Consider the following 25,016-nt stretch of genomic DNA (forward strand, 5'->3'; position numbering starts at 1 on the left):
CTAGCCGGCCTCCCTCGCCGTCTTGGCTTCGTAGAGGGCAGAATCCGCCCTGGCAAACAGTTCCTGCTCGCTTTCGCCCGCATTCCGGAAAGCAAAACCAAAACTCATCGACAACTTAAAGGGGAATCCACTAGACTCCTCGGCAAGCCTTGCCGAAATAGTTTCGCAAAGTGCCTTCGCCGCCGTGTCCGTAGAAAGATTCGCGAAAACGACAAATTCGTCACCGCCAAATCTCGATATAAAATGCCCCCTCGGGCCGCAAACTTCTTTAAGGACATTGGCAACCGCCAAAAGGGCCCGGTCACCTTCTATGTGGCCATAATGGTCGTTAATCTGCTTAAACTTGTCAAGGTCCATCACGAACTGGTAAAGCCGCTTGCCGGGCACCGTCTGTTTGAAACGGGCATCCAAATAGAGGCTCGCCTGGTTACGGTTATTAAGCTTCGTAAGAGGATCGATGGAAATCATCTCCTTCTGGATTTCGACAAAGACCACAATAAGGCCAATCGTCGTTCCCGCACAAATGATGGAGAGACCAGGAAGCTGTATTTGAAGGATTTCGGTCAAAAAAGGGATGACGCCGAGCGCAGACACTGCATAAAGGCGGTTTTTCTTTACCACGTTCTTCTTGCGCTTAACCATGAAAAAGGCCACAAAGAACGATGTCAGGAGGTAGAGGAATACCAGCAGGACATTGATAAAGAGGATGTCGCCGCGATGGTAGCGCCCATCCGCATCGACATTGAAAAACCAGCCCGTCCAAATAGAGGCGACAGACATCGCAACATTGATAAACAGTGGAGAACAATAAAGGATGCGCAGATCGGTCGAACGAATCCTATACTCGGCAAGGAAGAAGGAATACCGACTCCAAAAGAAACACAATATTCCTAGCTGTGAAAAATAGGCCGCATTCACGCACAGGTTTAACGTTCTAGCCCCAGCAAAACCAGCACCGTCCAGCAGGACCCAGAAAACATCCAGGAAAAAGAACAAAAGGCATTGGACGCAGAGATTGAAGAATATCTTCTGCTCAGTCTCATGCATAACCCCAAACTTCATCATAACAATCATGATTACGATTATGATGGAGCAGAGGACATTTATCGTCACGTAAAAAGTCATCACAGACCCAAATAACATTTTAATAATAAAAAGTTTTTATTAAAAAAAACATCTTTTTTTGAGAAATATGCGGAAAATCACTCGTTTTCTTGCGTAAACACCTTTTTTTGGTTTTTTTGGCCCAAATTCTGCAAATGCAGATATATTATAGACAATGTATGGAGGTTTGCATGTCGCATTCTATTTTCACATCCCTCGCCCTGGTCTCTGCCCTTAGCGCAGCGGCCTTCGCGCAAACAATCACCCCTACCCGCGTGGGGCCTGTAAGCCAGTACGGTCAGCTCGTCACCGGCAAGAACGCGCAGGGCAAGGGCCGTATCTACGGCAGCTGTGATGGCGTGAAGGACGGAGCGGAAGTGCAGGTACGCGGCATGAGCCTTTACTGGAGCATGGTTCCCAAGGCGACCGAATTTTGGACTCCCGAAGGCATATCCACCATGGTTCGCGACATGAACATCCAGATTGTGCGCGCCGCCATGGGAACGACCAGCGACGACTGGTGGGGCTGTCTCGACGGCACGGAAAGCTGCGGCGATGACAAGTCGAAGCACATCACCGGCTACGCAAGCAACCCCGAATTCCAGACGAACATCATGAACACCGTCGTGCAAGCCGCTATCGAAAACGACATCTACGTCATTATCGACTGGCATTCGCACCAGGCCAACGAAGAGGTGAGCAACGCCACCAAGTTCTTTACCGAAATGGCCCAGAAGTGGGGCAAGTACGACCACGTCATCTTTGAACTTTTCAACGAGCCCAAGGACATTTCCTGGAGCACGATTAAGTCTTACGCCGAAAAGATTGTGCCCGTTATCCGTCAGTATTCCGACAACCTGATTCTCGTGGGCAACAGGCAGTACGACCAGAATCCGCAGGAGGCCATCGGCAACACCGTCTCCGGCGAAAACATCGCCTACACCTTCCACTATTACGCCAATTCCCACTGCTGGAGCGGGCAGACGTCCTGGAACACTCCTTGCGAAGGCGCCAACGCACAGCAGGCAATCGATGCCGGTCTTTCCGTATTCGTTTCGGAATGGGGTACCGCCAATGCCGACGGCGGTGGCAACCCGGACCAGAGCCGCAATACAAGCTGGCAAAACTGGATGGACGGGAACCAGCTTTCGTGGGCAAACTGGAGTGCTTCAAAAGTAAGCGAAGGAACCGCCGCCTTTGAAGGTTCTTCCTCCAAAAACTCGCTCCAGTACACCACTTCCGGCAATATGGTCAAGGGCTACCTTGCCTCCAACCCCACAAGCTACACCGCCTGCAAGGCCAATGTTCCCGAAAGCTCTTCCTCCGTTTCGGCCATCTCGTTCGACATGAACAGCGACCGCTTCAACGTGTCCGTCGTAAACCGCACGCTCATGCTTCAGTCGACCGCCAGCGGCGAGACGAGCATCGACGTATTCGACATCCTCGGCAATTCCCGCCTGCAGAAGAAGATGCTGCTCGCATCGGGTATCAACGGGATTGCCCTCGAGACGCTCCCGGCAGGAACCTACCTGGTGCGTGTACGCCAGGGCGCAAACATGAAGCAGGTCCGTTTCCAGGTCCGCTAAGACATTGTTTACACCAAAGAGAGAGAAGTCCCGGAGGCTACGGCCTCCGGGATTTTCCATGCTTTTTAAGCAAGAAGCACCGTATTAAAGCCAGTCAGAAGCGCTCGCGTCGCTGGGCATGCGCCAGTCGGCGCGGGGCGATAGCGAGATGGTACCGACCTTCGGGCCGTCGGGAATGCAGCTGCGCTTGAATTGTTGCGTAAAGAAGCGCCGGATAAAGACGGCGAGAGCCTTGTCGATTTCTTCGTCAGAATGTCTGTTTGCGAATGCGTATTTTGCGAGGTAGCGGAGCTTTTCGGGAGAGGCTCCGTATTTCGCAAAGTGGTAAAGGAAAAAGTCGTGCAGTTCGTACGCACCGAGAATGCTCTCCGTCTTTTGAGCAATCTGGCCGTTTGAATCGGCGGGCAAGAGTTCCGGAGAGACGGGCGTATCGAGGATGTCGCGGAGGACTGCGGCAAGTTCTGCGCCTTTTTCGCGGGTTTCAAGATGCACACCGGTTTCGCTCGGGTTGTGAATTGCGCGGTCGGCATACCAGCGCACAATGTGGCGCACCAGCGTCTTGGGAATATCGCAGTTCACCGCATACATGGACATGTGATCGGCGTTGTAGGTACTCCACCCGAGCGCAATTTCGGAGAGGTCTCCCGTGCCGATAACAATTCCGCCTTCGCTGTTCGCGATATCCATCAGAATCTGCGTGCGTTCGCGGGCCTGCACGTTCTCGTAAGTCACGTCGAGCTTTTGCGGGTCGTGCCCGATGTCGGCAAAATGCTGGAGGCATGCCTTCCGGATATCGACGCTGCGGAGTTCCACGCCCAGGAGTTTCGCAAGTTCAACTGCATTGTTCCTGGTGCGATTCGTTGTCCCGAATCCGGGCATCGTGAGCGCAAGAATCTCGCAGGCAGGACGGTTCAACAGCATGAACGTTTCCGCAACCACAAGAAGCGCCAGCGTAGAATCGAGGCCGCCACTCAGGCCAATTACCGCACGCTTGCTTCGGGTCGCCTCCAGGCGCTTGGCAAGCCCCGCACACTGTATGTTGAAAATCTCGATGCAAGATGTATCGCGGGTTTCAGGTGAGCCGGGAACAAAAGGCGTCGGCGAAACATAGCGGTACTGGAGCGTATCGCAACCACGCAGGCAGTCAAGTGTCGCCGCCCGCGCAATAATGGCACGGCTGTCAAAATCCTGGAACGAGCCTTCGCTCAGGCGCTGCATATTCAGTCGTTCCACGTCCACTTCGGCATACACGATTTCGGTTTCCCGCGAGAACGGCTTGCTTTCGGCGAGCATGCTCCCATTTTCTGCAATCATCAGATGGCCACTGAAGACCATGTCCGTCGTAGATTCGTGCACTCCGGCGGAGGCGTACACGTAGGCCGCCATGCAACGCGCCGACTGGTTCATCACCAAGTTCCTGCGGTAGTCGCGCTTGCCTACCAGCGCATCGCTTGCAGAGAGATTCACGATAACGTTCGCGCCCGCAAGAGCAAGTTCCCCGCTGGGTGGCGCCGGCGTCCACAAGTCTTCGCAAAGTTCCACGCCCACGCGGACCTCGGAACCATCGCTACAAGATGCGCAATTCGGATTATTAGATGTACAATTCAGACCGCCAGATGCGCGGCCGCTCACGGTGATGAAATTCGTGATAGGTACTTCGCCTGCGCCTTCTATAAAGCACGTCACAGCGCCCGCGGCACTCCCTGCCGAAGCGCCACATGCCCCGCGCAACAAATCGCGCCCGCTCGAAAAATGCCGTTTCTCGTAGAACTCGCGCTGGTTCGGCAAGTGAATCTTGGGCGTAATCGCCACAACGCGCCCGTGCTGTACAAAGGCGGCGCAGTTATACAGCCTTCCGAATAAGCGCAAAGGCAGGCCAACCGCTATCACGGCGCCGCTTTCTTTTAAGGCGTCCGCAATCCGCACCAACGCGCGGGTGCTGTTCTGCAAAAGCAGTTCCTGGTGGAACAAGTCGCCGCAAGTATAGCCCGTAATGCAAAGTTCCGGGAAAACGACAAAAGCCGCCCCGTTAAAGGCAGCAATTTTCGCGCTCCTGATAATTTCTTCGGTATTGCAGGCGGTATCGGCCACCTTCAACACCGGAGAAACACATGCGAACCGGTAAAATCCAAACATAATTTTGCGCGCAGTTTATATTACGACAAGCTGTAAACCATTACTTCAGCGCCGCGACTTTCACCTTCGCGTCGGCCATAGCACGCACCACGAGGGAGGCGCCATTCGCACAGTCGCCCACCGCATGGATGTGTCGGGCAGGATCTGCGATAATCGCCGTACGCGGGGTGAGTTGCAGGCCCAGGTCGTTCACGATGCCTTCGGCAGGCACGCCGGTGAATCCCATGGCGAGCACCACCAGGTCGGTATCGATGACTTCGGTAGAATTCGGGACCTCGTTCGGCTTGAGCGGGCGACCCTGCGGGGACATTTCCCATTCCACGCGAACCGCTTCCACGCCAGCCACGCGACCGTCCTTCACGATGAACTGCTTGGAAGAAACATTCCAACGGCGCTCACCGCCTTCATGCTGGGCATAGCTGGTGCGCAGCATGTACGGCCAATCGGGCCATGGCGTAGACGGAGAACGTTCCTCGGGGGGCTTGGGCATGAATTCCACCTGGAGCACGCTTTCGCACCCTTCACGGATGGCCTTGCCCACGCAGTCGTTACCCGTATCGCCACCGCCAATCACCAGGACCTTGCGGCCCTTGGCGCTGAACTTTTCGGGATTTGCTTCGCCCGGCTTTTCGGCTCCGTGCAAGAAGTCGAGGGCCAGGAAGATTCCCTCGGCTTCGCGGCCCGGGATTTTCAGGTCACGCGCATTCGGCGTTCCAATCGCGAGAAACATCTCGTCATAATTCTTGTGGATGTATTCCGCGGCAATGTCCTTCCCTATTTCGGTATTGTAGACAAACTTAATTCCGGCGGCTTCGAGCAAGGCGATGCGGCGGTCGATAATGGACTTGTCCAGTTTCCAGTTCGGGATACCGTAGCGCAGAAGGCCACCCGCCTTCGCTTGCTTCTCGAAAACCGTGACGGCATAGCCCTTGCGGCGCAAGGCTTCGGCAGCAAACAGTCCCGAAGGACCGGAGCCGATGACGGCGGCAGACTTTCCGTTGGGCTCAGCCGTCGGCAACACCACGCGACCTTCCTCAAAGGCGGTCTCGATGATGAATTTCTCGATCTGGCGCACCATCACCGGGTCGTTATGTACGTTGCCGGTACAGGCGGATTCGCAGAGCGCCGGGCAAACGCGGCCCGTGAACTCCGGGAAGAACGCCGTCTTGCTGATGATATCGTAAGCGCGTTCCGCATTCCCCACGGCAACAGCCGCATTGAATTCGGGGACGAGGTTACCGAGGGGGCAACCCGCACCATGGCAGAACGGGATTCCGCATGTGTGGCAGCGGCCCGCCTGATTGATGACCTCTATCGAGGTGAGCTTGCGCTCGACTTCGTTGTTGTCCTTGACACGCTCTTCGACAGGGCGGTAGATGTCTGCAATTCGGTTGATTTCCTGCATATTAACCTCAAATCCCTATGCCTTTTGGGCCTTCAAAAGAGCGTTCCTGTAATCCACTGGGAATATCTTCACGAACTTCGGACGTTCGCTATTCCAGTTCTCGAGAATGCGCTTGCCCTTCTCGCTACCCGTCGCCTGAACGTGCTGGTTGATGATATCAAGCAATTCGCTTTCGCTCTCGGTACCGGGGAGCACGCTTTCGAGGTCGGCAGAATCCACGTTGCAGCTCAGGTCAAAGTGGCCCGTTTCGTCGTACACGTAGGCAAAGCCACCCGTCATACCGGCGGCGAAGTTCACGCCCACGCGGCCAAGCACTACAACGCGACCGCCCGTCATGTATTCACAGCCGTGGTCGCCCACGCCTTCACTCACCAGGAGCATACCCGAGTTACGGATACCGAAGCGTTCGCCAGCAAGACCGTTGATAAAGATCTTGCCCGAAGTTCCACCATAACCGATGACGTTACCCGCAATCACGTTGTCTTCGGCCTTGAAGCTTGCGTTGCTAGGCGGACGCACGATAATCTTACCACCCGAGAGGCCCTTGCCCATAAAGTCGTTCGCTTCGCCTTCGAGGTCGAGCGTAATACCCGGAGCGAGGAAGGCGCCGAAGCTTTGGCCCGCGACACCCTGAAGGTGAACCTTGATAGTATCTTCGGGGAGTCCCTTCACGCCGAAGTGTTCGTCCACCTCGCCGGAAAGTTCCGTACCCACCGTACGGTCGACGTTGTGCACCACCGTGCAGAGTTCCACGGCCTTGCCGCTCTTGAGCGTGTCTGCCACGAACGGCAGGAGTTCACGACGGTCAAAGTTTTCAAGCGGTTCCTTCACGAAGTTCTTGTCGAAGGACTTGATGCCGCCATTAACGGTCTCGAAAATCTTGGAGAAGTCAAGGTTGTGAGCCTTGTAGAAGGCAATCGCCTCGTCGCGTTCCAGGAGGTCGCTGCGGCCGCAGGCTTCTGCCAACGAGCGCAGGCCAAGGCTTGCGAGAATCTCGCGGACTTCGTCGGCAATGAAGAAGAGGAAGTTTTCCACGTATTCGGGCTTGCCTGCAAAGCGCTTGCGGTAGTCCGCATCCTGCGTGGCGATACCCATCGGGCACTGGTTCGTATGGCACTTGCGATCCATCACGCAACCGAGACTTACCAGAAGGTTTGTCGCAAAACCGAATTCTTCGGCTCCGAGGAGAGCGGCCACCACCACGTCGCGACCCGTCTTGAGCTGGCCATCCACCTGAAGCTTGATGCGTCCGCGCAAATCGTTGAGTACCAGCGTCTGTTCCGCTTCGGCAATACCGAGTTCCCACGGGAGGCCCGCATGCTTGATGGAAGTGAGCGGAGATGCGCCCGTACCGCCATCGTGACCGGAAATCAGTACCACGTCGGCATGAGCCTTCGCGACACCCGCAGCAATGGTACCCACGCCCACTTCGGACACGAGTTTCACGGAAACTCGGGCTTTCGGGTTGGCGTTGCGCAGGTCGTAAATCAACTGCGCCAAGTCCTCGATGGAGTAAATATCATGGTGCGGCGGCGGAGAAATCAGCGACACGTTCGGGATGGAGTGACGGATACGCGCCACGAACTCGTTCACCTTGTGAGCCGGCAACTGGCCACCTTCACCGGGCTTTGCGCCCTGGGCCATCTTGATTTGCAAATCCTTTGCATGACGCAGATAATCGATGGTTACGCCAAAGCGGCCCGAGGCAACCTGACGAATTGCAGAACTGCGGATATCACCGTTAGCGGCCGGAGTATCGCGGTCAGGGTCTTCACCACCTTCACCGCAGTTGCTCATGGCACCGATGCGGTTCATGGCAATCGCAATCGTCTCGTGGGCTTCCGGGCTCAAGGAGCCAAGGCTCATGGCGCCCGCCACAAAGTGATGGATAATCGATTCGCGAGATTCGACTTCGCTAATGTCAATCGGGGTCGCCTTCTTGAACTTGAATAGTCCGCGCAAAGTCGCCTGACGTTCAGACTGGTCATTAATCAGCTTGCTGTAGACCTTGAACTTCTCGTAATCGCCTCCCTGCACCGCCTGGCGGAATGCGGCAAGCGACTGCGGAGTCCACAGGTGCTTCTCGCCTTCCTTGCGGAATGCATACTGGCCGCCCGACTGCAGAACCTTGCTTGCATCGGCAAATGCAATCTTCTGACGCTCGCCCACTTCGCGGGCAATTTCTTCCAGGCCGATACCTTCGATACGGCTTGCGGTACCCGGCAGGAACTTCTCGATGAGCTCGTGATTCAAGCCCACGGCTTCAAAAATCTGGGCGCTGCGGTAGCTGCGGAGCGTGGAGATACCCATCTTGCTCATAATCTTGAGCAGGCCCTTATCCACAGCCTTTACATAATTTGCGGCAGCCGTTACCGGGTCCACATCCAGGTCGCCGTTGTGGCACATATTGGTGATGCTCTCGAAGGCGAGATACGGGTTGATGACCGTCGCACCGTAACCGAGCAGCAACGCAAAGTGCATCACTTCGCGGACTTCGCCGCTCTGCACAATCAGGCCGATTTCGGGGCGAACACCCGCTTCCACCAGGGCACGGTTCACGCAAGCCGTCGCGAGGAGCGAGGGTATAGGCACGTAGCCCCAGTCGATGTTTTTATCCGAAAGCACGATGATATCGTAGTTGTCCTGCACGGCGCGCACGGCATCGCCGGCGAGGTTCTGGAGCGCCGCTTCCAGCACGGAACCGTCACCGCCCAGCGGGAACTGCATCTTGAGCACTTTCGCCTTGAACGCCTTGTCGCCGATATTTTCAAAGCGGCGGATTTCATCTTCGGTCACGATCGGACGCGGAATCTTGATAAGGTGCGCCTGTTCCGGAGTTTCTTCCAGAATGTTGCCGTGGTTCCCGATGTATGTCGTAAGGCTCATCACCAGCTCTTCGCGAATCGGGTCAATCGGCGGGTTAGTCACCTGAGCGAACAGTTGCTTGAAGTAGTTGAACAGCGGTTGTGGCTTGTCCGAAAGTACAGCCAGTGCGGCATCGTTACCCATGGAGCCAATCGGCTCGGCACCGTTCTTCGCCATGGGCTGCAAAATGATGGAGAGGTCTTCGGCAGAATAGCCAAAGCGCTTCTGCTGCACCAGAATGTCGTCGGGAACGTCGGACGGGTTGATTTCGCTGAAGAGCCCGCGAACGCTCATCTTGTTCTCGGCAACCCAGCGACGGTAAGGCTTGGCGCGTGCCACCTGCGCCTTCATCTCCGCATTCTTCAAGATGCGGTGATTTTCCAAATCCAGATAAATGATTTCGCCAGGCTTGAGGCGGCCCTTTTCTTCCACCTCGTCGTCGCGCAAATCGAGCACGCCCGTCTCGGAGGCCATCACGAAAAGACCGTCTTTACACAGAGTGTAACGTGCCGGACGAAGGCCGTTGCGGTCAAGGATTGCACCCGCGTTTACGCCATCGCTGAACGCCACGGCAGCAGGGCCATCCCACGGTTCCATAAGCATGGATTCATATTCGAAGAACCCACGCACATCGCGACCCAGGTAATGTTTCTTGCCCCAGGCCTGAGGCATGAGCATCATCATCGCATGCGGAAGGCTACGACCCGCAGCGACGAGGAGCTCAAACATGTTGTCAAGGCTGGCCGAGTCACTCTGCCCCGCCGGAACGAGCGACAAGAGTTTCTGCAGGTCGTCGCCGATAATCTCGCTCTTCAGGTGCGGCTCGCGGGCGCGCAGGCTGTTGAGGTTTCCGCGCAGGGTGTTGATTTCACCGTTGTGAGCGAGGTAGCGGAACGGGTGCGCCAAGGGCCATGTGGGGAACGTGTTCGTGGAGTAGCGCTGGTGAACAAGCGCAATCGGGCTCTCGAAATCGAGATCGTTCAGGTCCTTGTAGAAGCCCTCAATCTGGCTTGCCAGAAGCAGGCCCTTATAGACAATGCTACGACGGCTGCAGCTGCAAACATACAAGCCCTTGCAGGCCTTTTCCATCAGGCGGCGGGCAACATACAACTTAATATCGAATGCACTGTCGGATTCGAAAGCGGATCCGTCGAAGAACACCTGGCGGATATGCGGCAAAGTCTCGCGGGCAGTGCGGCCAATCTTTTCGGGATTCACCGGCACCTCGCGGAAGTTCAACACCGGCATGCCCTCGGCAGCGGCAATCTCCTTGATTTTCGCGTCAAAGGCATCCGCCGCAAGCGTATTCTCCACAAAGAACATCGCCACGCCGTATCGGGCAGGCAATTCCGGGTTCACCTTGCGGAAAAACTTGTGGGGCATCGAAAGCAAGAGACCCGCACCGTCGCCGGTTTCCGGGTCTCCACCTGCTGCACCGCGGTGCATGAGCCTCTTCAAAACAGTAATGCCCTGCAGCACAATCTGGTGCGAGGCAACATTATTAATATTGGCGACCAGGCCGACACCGCAGGCGTCGTGTTCATTCATCGGGTCGTATAATGCTTGAGCGTTCATACTCGTCCTTTCCTAAATTTGCGAATCATTCTCAAATTCGCGCATTTTTCCTTTTTTTGCGAAAGGACTTTGCAAAAACCGTGCCAAATCTCGGTACAACCCGCCAATTATTGAAAAAGCGGAAATAAAATGTAAAATAGAAACCAAATTCTATAATTCAGTCAAATTTTCAATTTCAAAAAACGTAAAAGAAATAGCGTTTATTACAATTTCCGTAATAAACAAGAAAAAGAGAGAATACCCCCTCGTTTTCCTAGTCATGCACGCAGCGGATATAGGCACGAACAAGTCCCGGCGGTGTTTTGGTTACGAAAGTCGCGCTATCCGAATTGTCAAATAACATAAAGCCCGACAAACCACCATCATGCGGAGCCCAGAACCGGGTCGCCTCCCCTAGCCCCTCGAACGATCCGTCGTCTTGCAGGTAGCCGCCGGGCAATATGTTAAACTCGAACTGATTTACGCCGTTCCACTCGTCAGAAGATTTCAGATAATAGGACATCTTCTCAAAGTCCCATGATTCTTCCAATACAAAGTCCAGATTCTGCCAATCCTGGTAGGTCGCAACATGGTAGCCAGCGGTGCATACGCTCCGTTGCTTCTCCGAATATTCGCACTGCGTGTAATTGCACGAATCCGGCAGGTGCATCGCCTCGGCCCAGGTGTAAAGCCTTCCGTACTCTGCGCAATTCTCCTCATCCATGTCGTAGCAGACCCCCAAAGAATCCGCGCAGTCGGACCTCCAGAAATCGTAGCAATCCGAGACCTCGTTTTTCGCAATCCAGGTGAACCCCATAAAGGACGTGAACTTGTAATCCGCATCACCGTCATGGGCAATATATCCGACGGTATATTGCTGAGAACTAGACGATTCAAGGGAACTCGATGAAGTTCCTTCGGAGCTCGACAAGGATTCTTTGGAACTCGACGACTGGGGCACAAAAGAACTCGAGGCAACGCTCGAACTGGAGACCGGGATATCGTACCTTTTATCCCCGCGGATATCCCTGGGCGCAACACCTTCGTCAAGACATGCGGCAAGCATCAAGACGCACAAGGCCAGCAAGAGGAATTTCGCATTCACTCTCATTTCCCCGCCTCCTGCGATTGCATTTCACTTCGGCAAGGGTACTGTTTCAGCCAAGCGAGAATATTTTCCCTAGAATGTTTTTCGGAACACAATTCCGGATAAACCTTCGGCACGAGGTCTTCGGGATCAAGTGCAAAATTCGAAACGGCCCAATAGGCCACAGAAACTCCAAGGCCAATCATGAGTCCCCCTACACCACTATTGGTAGCCAGAGCCCCAGGCAAGAAGGACAACGTCCCGACCAACAAAGATGGCCAGAAAAGAACCTTGTGTTCCATCTGTTGACAGTAATCGAAAGAATCGACGGGCACCCTGTAGGCCGTATTCCCGTAATCCTGCTTGAGCCATACACTCCTGGAACCTTCGTCATAACAGATCCCCTTGGACGTAACCGCAGTTATGGAATCGCTCGGATGTTCCGCAAGCGACATGGTTTTCGATGTATCCGGAATCCGGAACCACTGACGCTTGATGGTATGCAGCGAATCGATTTTCCCATTTTCATCCCGCAAGCTGTCGGCATATACTGCATCAATTTCCCTCATTTTCTTGGCATTCTTTTTCGCCATCGAACGCATCACGTCGTTTCCGCCGAGTGTCGCCGTGGTGGATGACCAGATATCCAAAGTCAGAGCAAAGCGGTTCCGGTCTTCATCCAAGTCGCGACCGTAGCGGAATTCCAACGAAACCCTGCTGTCGTTCCCTATTTTCTTTGACACATAGAATCCGCCGCCAACTTCCGTGTAAAAGCGGGGCCGCGGAACCGGAATTTTGCAATCAATCGACAAGCAATCATCATCGACATAATAGACTTCGCGGCCGTTCCTAGAAACGTGTTCCGTAAAACCGATTTTCCAGTTGTCGTTCAACGGAATCTGTTCTATCGCCATTCCGCCGCCGGAATAACGCCACAGCGCACCGCGTTCATCGGATTTTATTGCGGGTATGACAATCGCGTTCATGTTGCTCCAAGCCGTAAACCCCAAATAGGGAGAGACAAAACCCATCTGCATGAACGGAGAAAATGTCTGGTAACCCAGCCCAAATGTAAAATAGCCTCCGCTAATATAGCTGGCAAGGTTCACGTCGCCCCACCACTCGGCATAGCTGTAATGGCTGTAGGAATTGTTCTCGTGTCTGCCATTTTCCAGGTCGCCCGCATAATATGACAATCCGAAACTCCCGACCGCACCATCTTTTGCATAGCTATCCATATAGGCCGCCGCCGGAGGCGGACGCATCACGGAACTGCAGCCAGCAAGACATGCGGCAAGCAAAAGGAGCAAAAACAGGGCCGCCTTATTTTTCAATCCGACCGTCATAAGAGCAGACTCATTGAAAAAGCCCAATAAATAAGCGGGTTATCGTCCGGACGCGTTCCCATTTCGAAAGAGAATATATACCCCTGATGATTTTTGGTGTTAGACTCTTTTAACAACGGGATGTTTGTATAGCCAACAAAATCAATACCATAGTAATAAATCCAGTCCTCGACATGGTAGCCATCCCGGAGGGCCGGGTCTATATGATTTCCCGTTCTATAATCCGTACGGGTATACTCACGGAAACCGGGATTGATGATATGCATCTGCCGGAGTCCGCCATGGAGTCCGAAGCCAAGGCCGTGGTTGTTCATGAACACCATGGTTCCGCCGCCGACATTAAGGCTACCCGTAAGCAAACTCTCATGGACATCGGTCGTCATGGCATTATCTTCGTCATAACCAAAATAACATCCGTATGACAGATCGTACGTCGCCGCCAGATAAAGGGGGCCCAACCACTGAACCACCATGGGATAAAGACCCACTTTCAAAAGGGCAGAATAATAGGCATTCAGGAACAATCCGCCACCAAGACGATGGCCTGCCCAATGTTCCGCACCCGCGGTATTTTTTGTTCTGGGCCATTTGAAATCGACCAGGTTCATTTCGAAGCGGAAGCTCGACCCATCAACCTTGTCACGCGAGTAATGACTTTGCAAATCCTCGCTAGTGCTAACGATATTCCCCGTTATATTACAGTAATCACAAGATCCAATAGAAGTCGAGAACGAAAAGATGCGCGAACTTCCTGGAGCAATTTGCCTTGCCAAAAGCGCTTGCGGTACAAAACTGGGCGACAGCACGACATAATCGTCCGCCCACGCGGCAAAAGCGCAGAAAAACACAATCAGCAGGCAAATCTTTCGCATAGTTTGTATAGAGAAAAATAATAAAAAACACACCCGTACAGCCATCTTTTTTATATTTAGGATGAAAAGAGATCAAGACGATGGACCAGAAAGACATTGACCGTACCCGGTATTTCGAGCTGAAAAAACAGCTGGAAGAAGCTAGCCGCCTTTACTACAAGGAAGGCGTCTCCCCCATGAGCGACCAGGATTTCGACTTTGGCCTCAAGGAAATGGAAGCGCTCGAGGCGAAGTATCCGGAACTGCGCGGCAATGCATCGCTCACGCAGCGGGTTGGAAGCGACTTGACGAACGACTTTGCGAAGGTCGCACACGCCGTGCCCATGCTCAGCATCGCGAACGTGTACAGCGCCGAAGAAATGGCGGAGTTCGTCAAGGCGGCCGAGGAAGGGATCGAAAGCCTCGGTGACGACAAGCGCACGACCTCCGCGCATAAGTGGATCTGCGAGCGGAAAATCGACGGCGTTTCGCTTTCCATCGTGTACGAGAACGGGCGCCTGAAGCAGGCAGCCACCCGCGGCGACGGAGCCCAGGGCGACGATGTCACCCTGAACGCGCTCACGATTGCGGATATTCCAGAAAAACTCGATGCAAAGAAGCTGAAAATCGACCCGAGCGAAATCCCACAGGGCACTTTCGAAGTCCGCGGCGAAGTCTACATGGAACGCGAAGCCTTCGAGCGCCTGAACGAGCAGTTCATCTTGGAAGGCAAGAAGATTTTCCAGAACCCACGCAATACGGTTTCGGGTTCGCTCAAGCTCAAGAGCGTGGCCGAATGCAAGACGCGCCCGATGCGTTTCTTCGCCTACCACATTCCGCAGAGCGACAACAAGACGCACGAAGAGAACCTGCTACAGCTCAAGAAGCTCGGGTTCCACACGAACGATTACTGGACTGCCGACAATACCGAAGAAATCATGAAGATTTCGGAGCAGATCGGTGCGAGCCGCGACAGCCTCCCCTTCGAAATCGACGGCATGGTCGTGAAGCTGAACGACCTTGCCATGCAACGCGCGCTCGGCACTACGAGCAAGAGCCCGCGCTGGGCCATCGCCTACAAGTTCAAGGCCGAGCGCGCCTACACGCCGCTCCTTTCCGTAGAATTCCAAGTGGGCCGCACCGGGGCCGTAACGCCGGTGGCAAACCTTGCCCCCGTGCGCCTCGCAGGCACTACCGTCAAGCGCGCCACCCTCCACAACTTCGACGAAGTCTCGCGCCTGGACCTGCATTACGGCGACACCGTCGGCGTCGAGAAGGGCGGCGAAATCATCCCGAAAATCACCGACGTCAAAAAAGAACTCCGCCCTATCGGAGCCGAACCCGTAAAAGCACCCGAAAAATGCCCCGTTTGCGGAGAACCGCTCACCCACATCGACGACGAAGTGATTTTGCGCTGCGAAAACATGCACTGCCCGGCGCAAGTCCAATGCCTGTTCGAACATTTCGTGAGCCGCGAGGCCATGAACATCGAAAACCTCGGCCCCGCCCTCATCGCAAGCCTAATTGCCACGGGCAAAATCAAGCGCATTCCGGACCTGTACCGCCTTACGCTCGAAGACCTCGAATCGCAGGAACGCATGGCCAAGAAGAGCGCCAAGAACGTCTTCGACGCCATCGCCGCATCGAAGGAAAAAAGCCTCGAAAACCTGTTGCACGGCCTCGGCATCCGCTTCGTGGGCCGCACCAGCGCCAGGAATCTCGCCAAGCATTTCCGCACGCTCGATAAAATCCGCGCCGCCACCGTCGAAGACCTGCAAAACGTAACGGACGTGGGCGAACGCATCGGGAAATCCGTCTACGACTTCTTCCACACCGAACGCTACCGCAACGAGGTCGAAGAACTCATTGCGCTCGGCTGTCCCACCGAATTCAAGGGCATCGTGAAGACGCTGTTCCAGGGGCAGACAGCTGTCATCACCGGAACGCTCCCGAGCATGGACCGCGATGAGGCCCGCAAGCTAATCGAAGAGAACGGTGGCAAGGTATCGGGTTCCGTAAGCAAGAAGACGAGCTGGGTCCTCGCGGGCGAAGCCGCCGGATCTAAGCTCACCAAGGCGAATGAACTCGGGATTCCCGTACACGACGAGGCGTGGCTCCTCGCACAAATCGCGAACAGCGATAGCGGCGAGGATTCCGGCGAAAGCGCCGGTCCCGATACAACCGAAAATGACGGCAGCAAAAAGCCCGTCGCAGATGCGAACGGGCAGCTCAGCCTATTCTAAAATCGTCAGGGCTTGGCCGGATCCTGCGTCATCATTTGCAACAGAGAATCATTCACGGCTTCTCTAGGTGTATCCTGGACGCAGCGCAGGGAAAACGACGTGCTTTCGAAATCTTCCGCACGCATCAGCTCATCCTTGCTGTTGATGAGATTCCAGTAGGCAGCGCCTACGTCCCCACCGCCGGACGCTTCCCAGAAATAGGCGCTGGAGCCGAGTTCCATGAATTCGCCGTCGCTGTAGCGCGCCCCCGCAGGAATCGCGTTAAAGCCAGAAACTTCTGTAATGGGCGCACCGCCACGGACCCAGCCTTCGCGCATCTTCATCGCGGAAGCGACACTCCCCTTCCCAATCTGAGCGATACTGGAGACAAGTTCGTCCCATTCCTTCTGCGAAGGCACATGCCAGCCAACCGGGCAAATTCCCTGATGTTCTTCCAGAATTGCGCCCTCGACCGGATTAACAATAAAGTCGGCAGGAAGTCTCATCGCCACATGCCACGGATAAAGCCTACCGTAGCTACGGCACCGAATATCCTTGTCCTCGTAGCAGAAGCTTCCGGGAGCGGCAAAGCGCAGGTTCTCGGCCATCCACCTCTTGTTCCCGATGAGAACCGTCTTGTAGTGGTTTTCGTCGCGGGAATCGTAAATCGCCGTACTGTCGTAAATTTCATCGATACCGGGCGGATCCATCACGCAGCGCACCGGGAAGGCTGCCGCCTTTCCTGAACTGTCACGCAACAGGTCGTCGCCATCATAGCGTAGCGACCAGAAGAAGGCCGACACGGAATCTTTCTCGGCCGTACTCCAGAATCCGGTTGCAGAATCCTTTCCGGTAAACGCAGAGACAGCGGGCAAGAAACCGGACGGCAACGCGTTGAAACCAAACCCGTTTTCACCGGGCATCGAATTTTCCGTTTCCGGCCACACATCGCGCGCCTTGAGGTTTGTTCCCACGGCCACCGCGTCATCTATGTCCTGGATATACGCATTCAGGCGCTCAAAATCATAGATGCTCGGCACATGCCAGCCGACAGGGCACACGCCTCGATGGACGCGCTTGACAGAATCGCGAGCAGTCAATTCCGAGTAGTCGTTCGAAAGTTTCATCGCCGCAGCCCAAGTGTAGAGCCTGCCGTACTTCGCACAGTTCGCCGAATCGCCTCCATAGCAGAAACTTCCCGGGACATCCACATCCAGATTCTTGGCCATCCACACCTGGTCGCCGATATGTATCGCATAGATCTCCCTGTTCTGCACCTTCATGACCTCGGGTTTCACGACAACCGGAGGCGGAGGCGGCTCCTTGATCTTGTAGAGTTTGTCTTCGACGCAGCGGACGGAAACAGCGTTGTCCTTGGTATCGAGAACCTTGTCGAATGACTTGGAGTCGTATGTCAAGCGCCAAAAATAAGCTCCGCCCGCATCGTACTCGGTTGCCGCCCAGAACTGGGCCGACGCCCCCTTGTCCATGAACTCGCCGATGAAATACTTTTCGCCGGCAGGCAGGGCATTGAAGCCAAACTCGTCGCTTCCGAAAGGCAGGCGCAATTCCCGGTCCCAGCCATCCTTGGACTTGAGGCTGATGCCCACACCGTCGCTCTTTCCCGTCTTGCCCACAAAATACTTCATCTTCTTCCATTCCTTGTTGGTCGGGACATGCCAACCCGCGGGGCAAACGTCGTGCACGCGCTTTTTAAGCTTGGTAATGGATGTGGAATTGTAATAATCGACAAGCCTCATCGCCGCCGCCCATGTATAAAGGCGGCCATATTCCTCACAATTCACTTCCTGCTTGTTGTAGCATTCGGTTCCCTTGAGCTTGAAGCGCAAATTCTCGGCCATCCAGCGCTGTTCGCCTATCTGCACCGTCTTGTAGACCTGCTTGTCTCGCGAGTCCACCAGGTCCGGCATCGGTTCAACCGCAAAAAGCACAGTCGACATCAAGAGCACAAAAATTATCACTTTCTTCTTCATGCAAATAAAATAACTTAATAAAGCACCATTTTCACAAAAAAAAATAAAGAACTCACCGAAATGAGTTCTTTAGTACCCCCAAGCGGACTCGAACCGCTGTTGCGGGAATGAGAATCCCGAGTCCTGGGCCACTAGACGATAGGGGCAAGTGTGCCAAGCGGCACAAGTATAGAAAAAATCTACACCCGCGTCAACAGGTTTGAAGCTGCCGACGCAATTTTTTTATTCCTTGTAGAAGAGGTCCAGGTTGCTCTCTACAGGCGTTCCCTTTTCGAGATTGCCGACAAACTCGTTGAACACGGTCATGCCGACGAAACGGCTGCTGTTTTCAACTTCGTCCTTGACGGCCGTTTCGACAGCGGAGGCTTCCGGTTCGATCTTGTTGTTCACGCGGACCATGACAGCACCGAGTTCCGTTTCGATGACCGGGCCCCATTCGCCAACCTTCTGGCCATTGAGCACCTTGTAGAGGTTCGTGCTCGCATAACCGAATCCGGGAACGAAACCTTCAGCAGAAGACTTCTGGTTCTGGAGGCTAACCTTCTCGATCTTTGTAGAATCGGCAGCGCCCTTCCATTCCTTCACCTTGGCGGCGACGGAGTTGAGATAGGCGGCAGCGGCAGCGGCAGACTTCTTGGCCTTCAGGTTGTTCTTGATAGCATCGAAATGCATATCCAGGTCGCGGGCACCAGCCTTGAGTTCCTTAGCCTTCACAGCCAAAGCGACATACTTGCTGTTCTTGAGAACCGGAGAAGCGATCCCGCTTTCGTCCGGGAGGTTTTCGTTGGGCCAAGCATACGAGACAAGACCCCTCAGGTATCCGACAGCGGAAATGCTTCCGTTGTGGCCAATCCATTCAGATTCCTTGACTTCAAGTCCGCGTTCCTTGGCGGCAGCGGCAAAATCCTTTCCGGCATCGACTTCGGTCTTAATCCCCGTCAGGATGCGTTCGAGACTGTCAATCGTTTCGGAGGATGCGTTCACGACAAGCAGGATGTGGCCGACCTTGGCCGTCACGGCACCGGTAGAATCCGTCGTCTTGCCGAAGCTCTTGATGATATGGTAGCCATACTGGGAACGAACCGGTTCGGAAATGGCACCGGAATCAAGGGCGAGAGCGGCCTTCTCGAATTCAGGCACGAAAAGACCCTTGCCTGCGGGCTGTTCCAGGATACCGCCGTTGGCAGCGCTGCCCGGGTCCTCGGAAGAGATGCGGGCCATTTCTTCGAAATCAGCCGTCGAGGACGTGTCGGCAAGCTGGAAGTAAATCGTCATCGCGTATTCGCGGATGCGTTCCTCGTCGCCGGCAGTCGCCGCAACAGGAAGCACGACGTAATTGAACTTCACTGCATCGTTTTCGACAAAGAAGCTATCCTGGTGAGCGTTGAAGTAGCCCTTCACCATGGCGGTATCGACGACATCGTCGGCAACGGCAAAATCGCTATTGGAAGCGAAAGCGATATCAACATCGAAATCGGTCAGGCGGCGGTTGGCCGACCACTTGGCTTCGAGCGAAGTCGGATGGACGGAAGCCCCGACCAGCACTTGAAGTTGACGCATCGGAACGCTCTTGGTCTTGAGTTCTTCTTCAATCTGGAGCATCGAGCCCCACTTGAAAGCTTCGGGAGTTTCGAGCCAAGCTTCGTAATCTTCCTTGGTGGCCGCGGTATCGACCATGAACTTGGGAAGACTGGCGATGTAGGCCTGGCTGCGCTGCATCAAGTCTTCCTGGGAAGTCGCCTGCTGCTGGATAGCGGCAAGACGGTACTGGGCTTCCTGCACCAAGCGGCTACGGACAGCATTGGAATTGTTCTTGAATTCGGCCTTGAGTTCAACAACCGAGGCTGCCAGTCCGGCTTTTTCAATCTGTTCGTCCTGCAGGATCTGACGGACGAAAGAGCGAAGGACATCATTACGAAGCTGGGCATACTGTTCGTCATCGAGATGCTGTTCGCCATTCTGGTTCTGCTGAATCATCTTGATACGGGTATCAAATTCGACAGAAGACACCTTGTGGCCGTTCACTTCCACAATCGGATAGCTCTGCGCCGTCTTGGGGACGCGGTCCATGGCAAGAAGACCGACAGCGATACCCACCGCGAAAATGACGATGACCCATTTAGCTTTTTCATTAATCCACGTTAACATAGATTAGACTCCATAGAAATTTTTGTCGGGGCAAAATATAACAAATAAATGCGATATATAATCAAGAAGGCTCTTTTTTTCTATCGTTGGGACATAAAACCAACCAACGGAGTTTGGTCATGTACGATATTCTAGTCCTCGGGGCCGGCATTTCCGGCCTCTCCGCCGCCATTCACGCGGCAGAAAAAGGCCTCTCGGTCGTTATTTTAACAAAGGGCGCAAAGCCGGATGGTTCATCGAACTACGCACAGGGCGGCATCGCGACCGTCACCGAAAAGACAGACAAGTTCAAGTTCCATATTGACGACACGCTCGAAGCGGGAGCCGGCCTCTGCAAAAAAGAGCCGGTGAACATCCTCACCAAGAGCGGGCCCGCGACCATCAAGCAGCTCGTCAAGTGGGGCGTGCAGTTCACCCCCTCGCCCGCCGACAAGACACAGTTCGACCTGCACCTCGAAGGCGGCCACAGCCACCACCGCATCTTGCACGCGGCGGACCTCACCGGCAAGGAAATCATGCGGGCGCTCCTCGCCGAGCTCCACAAGCACAAGAACATCCATTACATCGAGAACTGCTACATCAAGGACCTCATCTGCAAGGGCGAAGGCAAGAACAAGCGCTGCGTGGGTGCAAAGATTATCCACCAGAAGACGGGCCTTGTCGAAGACCTGCTTGCAAAGGCTTCCATCCTTTCGACCGGCGGTGCCGGCCGCATCTGGCAGTATACCGTATGCCCGCCCGACAGCTGTGGCGACGGCATGGCGATTGCAGCACGCGCTGGCGCTGCCCTCCAGGATATTGAATTCATGCAGTTCCACCCCACAAGCCTTTACGCCCCGAGCCTCAAGAAGCCCTTTCTGATTTCGGAAGCGGTGCGCGGATTCGGCGGCATCCTCAAGAACTACAAGGGCGAAGAATTCATGAACCAGGTGCACCCGCTCCATTCGCTCGCGCCCCGCGACATCGTGGCCCGCGCCATCCACAGCGAAATGCAGCGGCTCGGCAAGCCCAACATGTTTATCGACCTCTCCGGCCGCACCCCGAAGGATATCAAGAGCCACTTCCCGAACATCTACGCGAAGTGCCTCGATGCAGGAATCGACATCACGAAGGAGTGGATTCCCGTGGTGCCCGCCGCACATTACATGTGCGGAGGCGTACTGGTCGATACTTGGTCGAGGACCGAGATCAAGGGCCTGTACGCCTGCGGCGAAGTCGCCGCGACGGGCGTCCACGGCGCAAACCGTCTCGCCTCGAATTCGCTTCTCGAAAGCGTCGTCTTTGCCATCCGCGCCGTCGACAACATCCTCGAAAGCGGACTTCTCAATGCGAAGATCGACGTGAAAAAATCCAACAAGAAAGAGCACGTCACCTTCACGAAGGGCGCCTACTGGCACAAGCGCAAAAAAATCCTCCAGGATACAATGTGGACACACTGCGGAATCGTCCGCACCGTCGCAGGACTCAACCAGGGACTCAAAATTATCGAAGGGCTTGAAAAGGACGTGGATGCCGCCGTCAAGAACAAGGAGACGGACAACTTCTACTTCATCGAATTCCTGAACGCTCTCCAGGTTTCGAAGATGATCCTGATTGCGGCGCTCCACCGCAAGGAATCTCGCGGACTGCACTACATCCTCGATTACCCGAATCCCGACCCGAAAACGAAACACCACACGATTTACCTGAACGACAAGAAGTAGGGCAGACAAGATGGCTGTGGCAAAAAAGACAAAGGACGCATTGCCGAAGCGAATCGGAGGCTACACGCCGACGCAGATGCTCGGGCACGGAGCCATGGGAAACGTATGGCTCTGTCACGACGAGTCGCTCGACCGCATGGTCATCGTGAAGCAGATGATCCCGAAGCTTCTGGACCAGGATTCCTTCATCTACCGCTTCCAGCAGGAGGCGACCATCCTCGCCCACCTCAACCACCCCGCCATCGTCGTTCCTTACGCCCTCTGGAAAGAAGCCGACGGCCAGCTTTCGCTTTCGATGGAATTCGTGATGGGAAAGAACCTGCGCGAAATCCTCGATGTGTGCAAGCGTCCGCCCGTATGGGTCGTGATGGCGATCCTCCACGAGATATTCCTCGCATTGAGCGCCGTGCACCGTGCGGGCATCGTCCACCGCGACCTGAAACCCGCGAACATGATGATTGACCGCGACGGCCGAATCCGCCTGCTCGATTTCGGCGTCGCACACGTCGACAAGCGCTACGAAGACGACATGACGCTCACCATGGCAGGCTCGCAAATCGGCACCGGCGCCTACATGAGTCCCGAACAGACCGTCGGAGACGAAGCCACGCCCGCTTCTGACCTTTTCAGCATGGGCATCATCGCAAGCGAGATGCTCCTTGGCGAGAACGTATTCCGCGGACAGTCGCTAAACGAGACGTTCCAAAATATCCGCAGGATGGTCATTGGCAAAAAGGCTTTCCCGCCGGACACACCAAAGGAACTGGTAAAGCTCATCACGCGTCTTCTTGAAAAGAAGCCCTCCAAGAGGCCTCTTTCGGCAGCCGACGCAGCCGCAGAGCTCAGCCGCATCATGCGAATTTACCCGCGCGACCTTACCCCCTACCTCGCCGACTGGGTCAACTCCACCATGAAGGGCGAAAAAACAACCATCGAGCCGGAAACATATGCAAACAGGTCCAAACTGATTATCGCGATTACCGCACTGTCCTCCATCGCAGTTACAGCAGGCGCATTCTTGCTCATTTCAAGCATCTAAAAGAACTTAAAGGTCACTATGAATTGGATTGACATATTCAGCCTCATTTGCATTCTCGTCTTGACACTCATCGGTGTGTGGCGCGGTTTCCTGAAAGGGTTGTTCCGCGTGCTCGCCTGGGCCACCGCCATCGCCGGCGCATATTTCTCGTACGACCTCCTGGGAAACACCATTGCGTCCAACCTGCAAATCGGCAGTTTCACCGTCAGGATTGTCTGCATCTGCCTCGGGTTCCTCATCCCGTTTCTCACCTTGTTCGTCGTCGGGCATTTCTTCGAAAAAAAAATCAAGGACACCTCGCTCGGAAAAGCAAACCGCATCCTTGGCGGCATCCTGGGTTTATGCAAGGGATGGCTCATCTGTTTCGTATTGCTGACCATCCTCCACATCCTGCCCGTTTCCGGCGACCTGCACGAGGCTCGCAACGACGCTATCGCCTACAGCCTTTACAAAAGGAACATCGAATTGTTCGGATTCTCGTCCAAGGAAGTTGACCTCGTGGGAATGGCCGAAGAAAGGGCAAAGAAGCTCAGCAACGAATTAACGAACAAAGCCGTCGAAAAGGTCAAGGAATCCTCCGTCCAGGCCGCAGAGCAGGCCAAGGAAGCCGCCGTAAAAGCAATCGAAGAAAAGAAGGATTCCCTAGTCAAGAAGATTGACGCAAAAAAAGACTCCGCCGTTTCCAAGGTCAAGGAAAAGGCGGACAAGTAAGCGGCACGCCTTAATAGGCTAGCCGTTTCGCACAGGCTTCGGCTTCACGCACAATTTCTTCTTCGCCATCCACGTGGCGGCCACGCATTACGAACTTTCCGTTACAGATAACCGAATCGATGCAACTGCTGTCGGCAGCGTACACCCAGTTACTTACCAGGTTGTGACCAGGCACCATCCGCTCGTTCTTCAGGTCGACCAGCAGGCAATCCGCGAGGTAGCCTTCCTTGATTTCGCCGGCATCCATTAGCCCGTAGGCGCGCGCAGAGTTCACCGTCGCCATTCTAAGCGCGTCGTGCGCAGGCAAAGTTTCCGCGCCACCCTGCACCTTCGCAAGCAACGCCGCAAGCTTCATCTCCTCGTGCATGTCGAGGTTGTTGTTCGAAGAATCGCCGTCCGTACCGAGGGCGACATTTGCACCGGCACGCAACAGGCGGTCAATCGGCGGGATACCGCTTGCAAGTTTCAAGTTCGAATTCGGGTTCAATACCGCCGTCGCGCCCGAATCCACGAAAGCCTTCATGTCGTCATCCGAGAGATGAACGCAATGCGCCGCAGCGAGGTTCGAACCGAGCATTCCCGCACGTTCCAGCAGGCGGACCGGACTGCACCCGTACTGCCTTTCGCAATCTTCCAGTTCCTTTTTCGTTTCGGAGAGGTGCGTATGGACCATGAAATTTTCGGAACGGGCAAAGTCGGCACAGCGCTTCAGCAGCGTCTCGCCCACTGTGTATACGGAATGCGGGGCAACCGCAAGGCGCACGCGTTCCGATTCACCGGTATGCGCGGCAAGGAACTTGAAATTGCCCTCAATCGCTTCTGGCGACATGAGAGATTCCGCAAACGTCACGCCCACTGCAGCACGTATGCCCATCTCCCCGACAACCTTGATGGTACGTTCGCGATGCCAGTACATGTCGGCAAAGAAAACCGTACCCGACTTAATCATCTCGAGAAGGGCAAGTCGACAAGCCACGTCGATATCGTCACCCGTAAGTTTGGCCTCGAACGGCCAGATGTATTCCTGCAGCCACTTCTGGAGCGGCATATCGTCGGCATACCCGCGCAAGAGCGTCATGGCCGCATGCGTGTGCCCGTTGTAAAACGCCGGGAGCACGGCAAAATGCGAGCAATCGACAATTTCGGCCCCATCGGCATCTGCCGGAGCAGCCGCATCCGCTATTTTCAGGAACCGCCCGTCCCCTATAACAATGTCCTTTCGCGACGTTTTATCGCATTCCGCCTCGACCAGGGCCGATTTCAAA

At 54.9% G+C, this 25,016-nt stretch carries 15 protein-coding genes and 1 tRNA gene; 5 read left to right on the plus strand and 11 right to left on the minus strand.

Going from position 1 to position 25,016, the window contains the following annotated elements; translation table 11 throughout:
- Positions 1 to 780 carry a GGDEF domain-containing protein gene (locus tag B4A77_RS03455; RefSeq protein WP_290728100.1) on the minus strand — a complete coding sequence of 260 codons (780 nt, stop codon included), beginning with the start codon at positions 778 to 780 and terminating at the stop codon, positions 1 to 3.
- A gap of 515 nt (positions 781 to 1,295) precedes the next feature.
- On the opposite strand from B4A77_RS03455, the gene B4A77_RS03460 reads away from it, so the two are divergent.
- Positions 1,296 to 2,690 carry a cellulase family glycosylhydrolase gene (locus tag B4A77_RS03460; protein ID WP_290728102.1) on the plus strand — a complete coding sequence of 465 codons (1,395 nt, stop codon included), beginning with the start codon at positions 1,296 to 1,298 and terminating at the stop codon, positions 2,688 to 2,690.
- A gap of 84 nt (positions 2,691 to 2,774) precedes the next feature.
- Here the strand turns inward: B4A77_RS03460 and B4A77_RS03465 are convergent, their stop codons facing one another.
- From B4A77_RS03465 to B4A77_RS03490, 6 genes are all read right to left on the minus strand, one after another.
- Positions 2,775 to 4,826, minus strand: coding sequence for an NAD(+) synthase (locus B4A77_RS03465; RefSeq protein WP_290738350.1), 2,052 nt, complete (start codon positions 4,824 to 4,826; stop codon positions 2,775 to 2,777).
- Between the two features lie 40 nt (positions 4,827 to 4,866).
- On the minus strand, positions 4,867 to 6,231 hold the full coding sequence (locus B4A77_RS03470; protein WP_290738353.1) for a glutamate synthase subunit beta: 1,365 nt from the start codon (positions 6,229 to 6,231) through the stop codon (positions 4,867 to 4,869).
- A 15-nt stretch (positions 6,232 to 6,246) separates the two neighbouring features.
- The gene (gltB, locus tag B4A77_RS03475) at positions 6,247 to 10,671 is read right to left on the minus strand and encodes a glutamate synthase large subunit (protein WP_290738356.1); all 4,425 of its coding nucleotides are present in this window, start codon (positions 10,669 to 10,671) and stop codon (positions 6,247 to 6,249) included.
- Between the two features lie 253 nt (positions 10,672 to 10,924).
- Positions 10,925 to 11,761 (minus strand): FISUMP domain-containing protein, encoded by an 837-nt coding sequence (locus B4A77_RS03480; RefSeq protein ID WP_290738359.1) that lies wholly within the window; start codon positions 11,759 to 11,761, stop codon positions 10,925 to 10,927.
- The gene (locus B4A77_RS03485) at positions 11,758 to 13,083 is read right to left on the minus strand and encodes a hypothetical protein (protein WP_290738362.1); all 1,326 of its coding nucleotides are present in this window, start codon (positions 13,081 to 13,083) and stop codon (positions 11,758 to 11,760) included. Before B4A77_RS03485 ends, B4A77_RS03480 begins: the two co-directional genes overlap by 4 nt.
- Positions 13,080 to 13,955 carry a hypothetical protein gene (locus B4A77_RS03490; protein ID WP_290738365.1) on the minus strand — a complete coding sequence of 292 codons (876 nt, stop codon included), beginning with the start codon at positions 13,953 to 13,955 and terminating at the stop codon, positions 13,080 to 13,082. Before B4A77_RS03490 ends, B4A77_RS03485 begins: the two co-directional genes overlap by 4 nt.
- 80 nt (positions 13,956 to 14,035) lie before the next feature.
- Here B4A77_RS03490 and ligA point away from each other — a divergent pair, with 80 nt between their 5' ends.
- On the plus strand, positions 14,036 to 16,177 hold the full coding sequence (gene ligA / locus B4A77_RS03495; protein WP_290738368.1) for an NAD-dependent DNA ligase LigA: 2,142 nt from the start codon (positions 14,036 to 14,038) through the stop codon (positions 16,175 to 16,177).
- A gap of 5 nt (positions 16,178 to 16,182) precedes the next feature.
- On the opposite strand, the gene B4A77_RS03500 is transcribed toward ligA, so the two are convergent.
- The 3 genes from B4A77_RS03500 to B4A77_RS03510 all read right to left on the minus strand — a co-directional run bounded on the left by B4A77_RS03500 (position 16,183) and on the right by B4A77_RS03510 (position 20,298).
- The gene (locus tag B4A77_RS03500) at positions 16,183 to 18,150 is read right to left on the minus strand and encodes an FISUMP domain-containing protein (protein WP_290738371.1); all 1,968 of its coding nucleotides are present in this window, start codon (positions 18,148 to 18,150) and stop codon (positions 16,183 to 16,185) included.
- A gap of 73 nt (positions 18,151 to 18,223) precedes the next feature.
- Positions 18,224 to 18,296: transfer RNA gene (locus B4A77_RS03505), tRNA-Glu, on the minus strand.
- A 76-nt stretch (positions 18,297 to 18,372) separates the two neighbouring features.
- The gene (locus B4A77_RS03510; RefSeq protein ID WP_290727164.1) at positions 18,373 to 20,298 is read right to left on the minus strand and encodes a peptidylprolyl isomerase; all 1,926 of its coding nucleotides are present in this window, start codon (positions 20,296 to 20,298) and stop codon (positions 18,373 to 18,375) included.
- A 119-nt stretch (positions 20,299 to 20,417) separates the two neighbouring features.
- On the opposite strand from B4A77_RS03510, the gene nadB reads away from it, so the two are divergent.
- From nadB to B4A77_RS03525, 3 genes are read left to right on the plus strand one after another with little or no spacing between them, the layout of a single operon-like run.
- On the plus strand, positions 20,418 to 22,001 hold the full coding sequence (gene nadB, locus B4A77_RS03515; protein ID WP_290727163.1) for an L-aspartate oxidase: 1,584 nt from the start codon (positions 20,418 to 20,420) through the stop codon (positions 21,999 to 22,001).
- 10 nt (positions 22,002 to 22,011) lie between these two features.
- On the plus strand, positions 22,012 to 23,040 hold the full coding sequence (locus tag B4A77_RS03520) for a serine/threonine-protein kinase (protein ID WP_290738374.1): 1,029 nt from the start codon (positions 22,012 to 22,014) through the stop codon (positions 23,038 to 23,040).
- 18 nt (positions 23,041 to 23,058) lie between these two features.
- On the plus strand, positions 23,059 to 23,751 hold the full coding sequence (locus tag B4A77_RS03525) for a CvpA family protein (RefSeq protein ID WP_290738376.1): 693 nt from the start codon (positions 23,059 to 23,061) through the stop codon (positions 23,749 to 23,751).
- Between the two features lie 10 nt (positions 23,752 to 23,761).
- Here B4A77_RS03525 and B4A77_RS03530 read toward each other — a convergent pair whose 3' ends face one another.
- The gene (locus B4A77_RS03530) at positions 23,762 to 25,015 is read right to left on the minus strand and encodes an amidohydrolase (RefSeq protein ID WP_290738379.1); all 1,254 of its coding nucleotides are present in this window, start codon (positions 25,013 to 25,015) and stop codon (positions 23,762 to 23,764) included.
- Position 25,016: the final 1 nt, after the last annotated feature.

The sequence above is a fragment of the Fibrobacter sp. UBA3718 genome (assembly GCF_002371935.1).
In the GTDB taxonomy this organism is placed as follows: domain Bacteria; phylum Fibrobacterota; class Fibrobacteria; order Fibrobacterales; family Fibrobacteraceae; genus Fibrobacter.